This window comes from Methylobacterium aquaticum (assembly GCF_001043915.1).
Lineage (GTDB): Bacteria > Pseudomonadota > Alphaproteobacteria > Rhizobiales > Beijerinckiaceae > Methylobacterium > Methylobacterium aquaticum.
The window spans coordinates 1-2,153 of the sequence record NZ_LABX01000437.1 but is presented as its reverse complement, the minus strand read 5'-3'; the positions used below and the strand labels follow the sequence as shown (position 1 = coordinate 2,153).

Sequence of the window (2,153 nt, the reverse complement as noted above, 5' to 3'; positions counted from 1 at the left end):
CGCCCATGCTGCCGCTGATTCGCCGCCTCTTCGTCCCCGGCCGCTCCGGCACCCCCGGGAGCGGCCCGCCCGGGGAGGGCGTCCTCGCGCGGGTCCTGCGTCGGCGCCGCGACCATGCGCGCCTGGCCGGGCTCGACGACCGGTTGCTGCGCGACATCGGCCTGCGCCGCGAGATCTCGCGGGCCGGAGTCACCTATGGGCCGCTGTCGCCGCGGGATCCGGGCGGGGACCGAAGACCCGCGGGACAGCCGTGGGATGGCCCGGGCCGGGCCCGAGCCGCCGTGGCGTCCTCTGCCCACGCCCGCGCCGCCCTCGACCGGCCGTGATCGGGCCGCCGGTCCGGGGCCTGTCGGGCGGTGCGGGAATCGTGAGCCGGCGGTGTTTCCTGCCTGCATCACTGCGCGGCGATCCGACGGGCTTGGACCAGGGATTGGTTTAAGAAGCGTATCCGTGCCCCGCCTTCGCCACATTTCGCCCCAAGCGTCGCCGCGAGCGCAGCCGTATCGGCCGTGCCCGGCAATGCACGAGAGGGGCCTGCATGACGCGGAACCGGACTTTCCCCATCACGGCCGCCCTCGCGGCTCTCGCCACGGCGCCGCATCTCGGCGCCTGTAGCCTGATGCCCGCCGGGGTCGACACGACGGGAAGCCTTCCGAACCGCAAGCAGCTCGCCGCCGTCACCAATGCCGACCGGGAATGCCTCGCCCGCGCGATGTATTTCGAGTCCAACCGGTCGAGCGAGGAGGGCCTGCTCGCGGTCGGCACCGTGGTGATGAACCGGCTCGAATCGCCCGCCTATCCGAACTCGATCTGCGGCGTCGTCGGCCAGAAGCGCCAATTCGCCACCGGCGTGCTGCACAAGCCGATGAAGGACCGCGAGCGCGAGAAGGCGCAGCAGGTCGCCGATGCGATCCTGGCCGGCGAGCGCCACGACAAGGTCGGCGGCGCCATGTTCTTCCACACCGCCGGTTACCGATTCTCCTACAGCAACATGCATTACGTGGCGCTGGCCGGCGGCAACGCCTTCTACGAGAAGCGCCCGTGGTACGACCGCGAGGGCGCGACCCCGCGCCGCGCCGCCGCCGCGACGCAGCTCGCTCAAGCCCCGTCCGGCGCGGCCGGCACCGCCCGCTGGACCTCGCATCCGGTCCGGGTCGCGCGCGGCACCCCGCAGACCCCGCTCGCCGAGCTTGGTCCCGCCCACAACATCTGCCGCGTCGCCGCCGCCGAGACCGGCCGCAGCCCGGGCTGACCCGCCCGCCCCTCAGGCGCGGAACGCAACCCTCCCGCTGCGGTTTGAGTCTCCCGCGGATGACGCGGGAGGATGAAGACGTGGTGGCAGCAGCAGGAACGGCGCCGGGCGCCGGGACGGGGAGGGTACGCACCGACGTGCCGGCCCGGATGGACCGGCTGCCGTGGAGCCGCTTCCACCTGCTGCTGGTCGTCGCGCTCGGCATCACCTGGGTGCTCGACGGGCTCGAAGTCACCATCGTCGGGGCGATCGGCCCGGTTCTCCAGGACAAGCGGGCGCTCGGCCTGACGATCCAGCAGATCGGCGGGGCGGCGTCGTTCTACGTCGTCGGCGCGGTGATCGGCGCCCTGGTCTTCGGCTGGCTCACCGACCGGTTCGGGCGCCGCCTCGTCTTCTACGCCACGCTGATGATCTATGTCGGCGGCGTCATCGCCAGCGCGCTCGCCTGGGATTTCTGGAGCTTCGCGCTGTTTCGCCTGGTCACCGGGCTCGGCATCGGTGGCGAATACGCGGCGATCAACTCGGCCATCGACGAGCTGATTCCTGCCAAGTATCGCGGCCGGGTCGATCTCATCGTCAATGGCAGCTTCTGGCTCGGCGCCGCGGCCGGGGCGGGGGCGGCGCTGCTGCTCCTCGATCCCAACCTCTTCGACCCGGATTTCGGCTGGCGCCTCGGCTTCGGCATCGGCGGCGTGCTCGGCCTCGGGATCCTCGCCTTGCGCCGCCCCGTGCCCGAGAGCCCCCGCTGGCGCCGTCCCCCCTGGCCCGCGGGGGGGGGCGGGGGCGACGGGGGGGGGGGGGTGGGGGGAATAGGCCCCCACCGCGTCCGTGGGGGCCAAGACGTGGCAGGGGGGGGGCCCGCCGCCCGCACACGCGGGAACACCACGCACTACCCTCACGA

At 73.1% G+C, this 2,153-nt stretch carries 3 protein-coding genes; all 3 read left to right on the top strand.

Annotated elements, in window-relative coordinates:
- The coding region (locus VP06_RS33060; RefSeq protein ID WP_156295891.1) for a YjiS-like domain-containing protein at nucleotides 1-326 on the top strand (326 nt) is incomplete at its 5' end.
- 212 nt (nucleotides 327-538) lie between these two features.
- Complete coding sequence (locus VP06_RS33055) at nucleotides 539-1,252, top strand: cell wall hydrolase (RefSeq protein WP_048468064.1); 714 nt, start codon at nucleotides 539-541, stop codon at nucleotides 1,250-1,252.
- 149 nt (nucleotides 1,253-1,401) lie between these two features.
- On the top strand, nucleotides 1,402-2,153 hold a 752-nt coding region (locus VP06_RS33050), incomplete at its 3' end, for an MFS transporter (RefSeq protein WP_156295892.1).

Bases quoted from the DNA above. Each gene is read 5' to 3' on its own strand.
- VP06_RS33055 (WP_048468064.1), top strand. From the start codon at position 539: ATGACGCGGAACCGGACTTTCCCCATCACGGCCGCCCTCGCGGCTCTC.